The organism is Acidisphaera rubrifaciens HS-AP3 (genome assembly GCF_000964365.1).
GTDB classification, from domain to species: Bacteria; Pseudomonadota; Alphaproteobacteria; order Acetobacterales; family Acetobacteraceae; genus Acidisphaera; species Acidisphaera rubrifaciens.
Window position 1 is genome coordinate 1 of sequence record NZ_BANB01000596.1, and the last position, 4,564, is coordinate 4,564.

General features: G+C 72.3%; 5 protein-coding genes and 1 pseudogene. 3 read left to right on the forward strand and 3 right to left on the reverse strand.

Annotation, left to right across the window (positions count from 1 at the left end; all coding sequences use genetic code 11):
• Positions 1–264, forward strand: a pseudogene (locus B8460_RS15105) (ABC transporter ATP-binding protein); the annotation flags it as partial.
• Positions 265–319: 55 nt separating this feature from the next.
• The gene (locus B8460_RS15110) at positions 320–1,657 is read left to right on the forward strand and encodes an FAD-binding oxidoreductase (protein ID WP_048862435.1); all 1,338 of its coding nucleotides are present in this window, start codon (positions 320–322) and stop codon (positions 1,655–1,657) included.
• A 9-nt stretch (positions 1,658–1,666) separates the two neighbouring features.
• Here B8460_RS15110 and B8460_RS15115 read toward each other — a convergent pair whose 3' ends face one another.
• Both B8460_RS15115 and B8460_RS15120 read right to left on the reverse strand, forming a co-directional pair.
• Positions 1,667–2,461: a creatininase family protein gene (locus B8460_RS15115; RefSeq protein ID WP_048862436.1), complete on the reverse strand. Its 795-nt coding sequence runs from the start codon at positions 2,459–2,461 to the stop codon at positions 1,667–1,669.
• Positions 2,458–2,844: a RidA family protein gene (locus B8460_RS15120; protein ID WP_048862437.1), complete on the reverse strand. Its 387-nt coding sequence runs from the start codon at positions 2,842–2,844 to the stop codon at positions 2,458–2,460. Before B8460_RS15120 ends, B8460_RS15115 begins: the two co-directional genes overlap by 4 nt.
• Positions 2,845–2,934: 90 nt before the next feature.
• Here B8460_RS15120 and B8460_RS15125 point away from each other — a divergent pair, with 90 nt between their 5' ends.
• Entirely contained in the window at positions 2,935–4,335 is a 1,401-nt protein-coding gene (locus B8460_RS15125) for an amidase (protein ID WP_048862438.1), read from the forward strand.
• Positions 4,336–4,348: 13 nt separating this feature from the next.
• Here the strand turns inward: B8460_RS15125 and B8460_RS15130 are convergent.
• A partial coding sequence (locus B8460_RS15130; protein ID WP_048862439.1) for a DegT/DnrJ/EryC1/StrS family aminotransferase occupies positions 4,349–4,564 on the reverse strand: 216 nt, incomplete at its 5' end.

The following is a 4,564-nucleotide window of genomic DNA, read 5'->3' on the forward strand; positions in this document are numbered from 1 at the left end:
GACGACCGGCGCGAACGGGCGGAGAGCCGCGCCGCCCTCGCCCCGCTGCGCCGCCGCGCGCGCGAGGCGGAGGCGCGTATCGCGACGCTGGCCGCCGAACGCGCGCGCATCGAGGCAAAGCTCGCCGATCCCGCCCTCTATGCCCCAGGCCGGGCGGCGGAGATCACCGCCGCCAACACCCGCCTCGCCGCCATCGCGCGCGAGACCGAGGCGGCCGAGGCCGCGTGGCTGGAGGCCGAGGAGGCGCTGGAGACCGCCGGGTAGCGGCCCGTTTCCTGCACGACCGGGGCACGAGCCCGTCCCGAAGGAGCCACGCCGGATGAACCTTGCCGCCCTGCTTGCCGATCTCGGCGACGTCCCGGTGATCACCGATCCCGCGATCGTGCGCAAACGCTCGCGCGACTTCTTCTGGTACAGCCCGATCCTCAACGCGCAGCTCGCGGACAAGTCCGCCGACCTGATCGCCGCACCGCGCACCGAGGCGGAGGTGATCCGCGTCGCCGGCGCCTGCGCCCGCCACCGCGTGCCGCTGACGGTGCGCGCGGGCGGCACCGGCAACTACGGACAGGCGGTGCCGCTCGAGGGCGGCGTGCTGCTCGACATCACCGGCCTGTCGGCGATCGAATGGATGCGCCCCGGCGCGCTGCGCGTGCAGGCGGGCGCGATGCTCAACGCCGTCGATGCCGCGATGCAGCCGCATGGCTGGGAACTGCGCATGCATCCGTCCACGCGCCGCACGGCAACCGTCGGCGGCTTCGTCGCCGGCGGATCGGGCGGCATCGGCTCGGTCACGTATGGCGGGCTGCGGGAGCCGGGCAACATCCACGCCGCCCGCATCGTGACCGTCGAGCCGGAGCCGCGCGTGATCGAGCTGCGCGCCGACGCGGCGCAGAAGATCAACCGCGCCTATGGCACGACCGGCATCATCACCGCGCTGGAAATGCCGCTCGCGCCCGCGTGGGAGTGGATCGAGCTGGTGATCGCCTTCGACACCTTCCTCGACGCCGCCCGCTTCGGACTCGACGCCGCGCTGTCGGACGGCATCGTCAAGAAGCTGCTGTCGCCGGTCGACGCGGCAATCACGCCGTATTTCGGCGCGCTGAAATCCGCCTGCCCGCCGGGGCGCGCCGCATTGATCGCGATGGTCGCGGAGCCGTCGCTGGAGAGTTTCAAGACGCTGCTCGCCGGACGCGGCACCATCACGCACGAGGCGCCGGCCGACGAGCATGGCGGCCGCGTGCCGCTGTATGAATACACCTGGAACCACACGACGCTGCAGGTGCTCAAGACGGACCGCAGCGTGACCTATCTGCAATGCCTGTATCCGCACGACCGGCTGCTCGAGTCGGTCGCGCGCATGAACGCGATGTTCCCCGACGAGGTGCTGCCGCATCTGGAGTTCATCCGCTTCGCCGGCCGCGTCACCTGCAGCGCGCTGCCGGTGGTGCGCTACACGACGCCCGAACGGCTCGACGAGATCATCGCGCTGCACGAGGCGGCGGGCGTGCACATCGCCAACCCGCATGTCTATACCCTGGAGGACGGCAGCCGCTACAAGCGCGTCGATGCCGATCAGCTCGGCCTCAAGCACGAGGTCGATCCCTATGGATTGCTCAACCCCGGCAAGATGCGCAGCTACGTCCCGGCGGCCGCGTGATGCCGCGCCCTATGCCGGCAGCGGCGCCGCGCGCACGTCGCGCAGCAGGCTGATGAAGGCGTCCACGTAGAACGACGCGGTGATCCGGCCCTTTTCGGCGGTCGCCAGATGCGCCTCGCCCACCGCGCCGTCCGGATTGAGGTCGCCGGCCATCCACGCATAGGCGACCGGCCCGGTCGGGCGCAGCAGCATGAAGCGCCGCGCGTCATCCTCGGCGACCGAGACGAAATCGCGCGCGCGCGTCATGTCCACCAGGTCGGGGCGCAGATGCAGCATCAGCGATGTCTCGACATCGCCGGCATGGATGCCGTGCGCCAGCTCGCGCTCGCCGAACAGCCCGGGCGGGCGCCCCATGCGCGACCAGTGGCACTTCACCGCCAGCATGCCCGCGCGCACGCGCAACTCGCGCGCGACGATGCCGATGACCTCGTCGTTGCCGCCGTGCGAGTTGACGATGACGAGCTTGCGCAACCCCGCCCGCGCGACCGACAGGCCAAGCTCGGTCCACGCCTCGATCAGCGCGCCGGGCGGCAGCGTGAGCGTGCCGGGGCTGCGCAGGTGCTCGTTGGACTTGCCCACCGTCTGCACCGGCAGGATGCGCAGGTCGAGATCGTCCGGCAGCCGCGCGACCAGCAGGTCGAGCAGCCCCTGGTTGATCATCGCATCGACGCCGGTCGGCAGATGCGGCCCGTGCTGCTCCACCGCCGCCGTCGGCAGCACGGCGATCGTCGTCATCGGATCGAGCCCGTCGAACTCGCGCGACGCGTACTCGCTCCACCACGCGCGGCGCCGGGCGGTGGTCATGCCGCCGCCGCCGCCGTTGCCTCGATCTCGATGAGAAACTCGGGCCGGGTGAAGCCCGCGACGATGATCAGCGTGGAGGCCGGCGGCGTGCCCGGAAACTGCGCGTCGCGCACCCGCATGTAGTCCGCCATGTGCGCGCGGTCGGTGACATAGGCATTGAGGCGGATCACGTGGCCCAGCGTCATGCCGTCCTCCGCAAGGATCGCCGCGATGTTGGCGAAGCACAGCGCCGCCTGCGCCGCGCAGCCGGCCGGGACGGTGCCGTCCGCCGCCACGCCGAGCTGCCCGGACGTGACGACGAGGCGCGCGCCCGGCGGCGTCGCGATGCCGTGGCTGTAGCGGCCGAAGGGCGGCGGGACGGCGGCGGGCAGCAGCGGGCGCATGGCGTTTCCATCGCGGTGGCACACGACCCTAGGAGGGCCGCCGCACCCGGTCTAGCATCGGCTGTCCGCACAATGACCGGGAGACGCGCCATGGCGAGCGACGAGCTGCACTATCTCGACCTGCTGGAGGTCGGGCGGCGCATCCAGGCCCGCGAGCTTTCCCCGGTCGAGGTGACGCAGGCGCAGCTTGCCCGTATCGAGGCGCTCGACGGCGCGCTCAAGAGCTATGCCACCGTGACGGCGGAGCTGGCGCTGCGCCAGGCGCGCGCGGCCGAGGACGAGATCATGCGCGGCGACGTGCGCGGCCCGCTGCACGGCGTGCCGATCGCGCTCAAGGATCTGTGCTGGACGCAGGGCGTGCCGACGGCGGCGGGCATGACGATCCATCGCGATTTCGTCCCGGACGAGGACGCGACCGTGACCGCCCGCCTGCGCGCCGCCGGCGCCGTGTGCCTCGGCAAGCTGCAACTGACCGAGGGCGCCTATGCCGACCATCACCCGGACATCACGCCGCCGCGCAACCCGTGGAACGCGGATCACTGGTCCGGCGCGTCGTCCAGCGGCTCGGGCGTCGCGACGGCGGCGGGGCTTTGCTACGGCTCGCTCGGCTCCGATACCGGCGGATCGATCCGCTTCCCCTCGGCGGCCAACGGCATCACCGGGCTGAAGCCCACCTGGGGCCGGGTCAGCCGCTACGGCGTGTTCGAACTGGCCGCGACGCTCGACCATATCGGGCCGATGACGCGCAGCGCGGTCGATGCCGGCGCCATGCTGGGCGCCATCGCCGGCGCCGATCCGCGCGACCCGACCGCGCGCCAGGAGCCGGTGCCCAACTATCTCGCCGGCATCGGGCGCGGGCTGCGCGGCGTACGCGTGGGCATCGACGCGGCGTGGAACACCACCGGCACCGACACCGCGACGATCGAGGCGGTGGAGGCCGCCGCTGCCGTCATCGAAGGCCTCGGCGCCGAACTGCGCGCCGTCACCTTCCCCGACGTCACGCAGATGATCGCCGACTGGTTTCCCGCATGCGGCGTGGAGACCGCCGTCGCGCACGAGGCGACCTATCCCGCCCGCCGGGCCGAGTACGGCCCCGCCCTGTCCGGGCTGATCGACACCGGGCGGGCGCTCTCGGGTCTCGACTACCAGAAGATCATCCTGCGCCGCGCCGACTTCACCGGCCGTGTCGCCGCGCTGTTCGAGACGATCGACCTGCTGCTGATCCCGGCCCAGGCCTTCGCCTCGCCCACCGTCGCGACGATGGCGACGCTCGGCGAGGATGCGTCGCTGCTCGCCGGGCTGCTGCGCTACACCTGCCCGTTCGACATGAGCGGCAGCCCGACGATCACGCTGCCCGGCGGCTACACCCGCGACGGCATGCCGATCGCCTTCCAGCTTGTCGGGCGCCATATGGACGAGGCGCTGCTGGTCCGCGCCGGCGCCGCCTTCCAGCGCGAGACCGACTGGCACCTGCGCCGCCCGATGCCGTAGCGCCGGGGAGGTTTCAGGCGAAGCGGCGCAATACGGCGGTCACGGCGGCGATGTCGGCCGCCGTCAGCATCTCGTGCATCGGCACGCCGATCAGCCGGTCGCCGAGCGCCTCGGCGCGCGGCAGCGCGGGCGCGCCTCCGGTGCCCGCTCCGGCGAAATACGCCTCGCGATGCAGGCCGCGCCCGTACCAGCGGCGCCAGCCGATCCCCGCCGCGTCCAGATCGGCCGT

Bases quoted from the DNA above. Each gene is read 5' to 3' on its own strand.
- B8460_RS15110 (WP_048862435.1), top strand. From the start codon at position 320: ATGAACCTTGCCGCCCTGCTTGCCGATCTCGGCGACGTCCCGGTGATC.
- B8460_RS15115 (WP_048862436.1), bottom strand. From the start codon at position 2,461: ATGACCACCGCCCGGCGCCGCGCGTGGTGGAGCGAGTACGCGTCGCGC.
- B8460_RS15120 (WP_048862437.1), bottom strand. From the start codon at position 2,844: ATGCGCCCGCTGCTGCCCGCCGCCGTCCCGCCGCCCTTCGGCCGCTAC.
- B8460_RS15125 (WP_048862438.1), top strand. From the start codon at position 2,935: ATGGCGAGCGACGAGCTGCACTATCTCGACCTGCTGGAGGTCGGGCGG.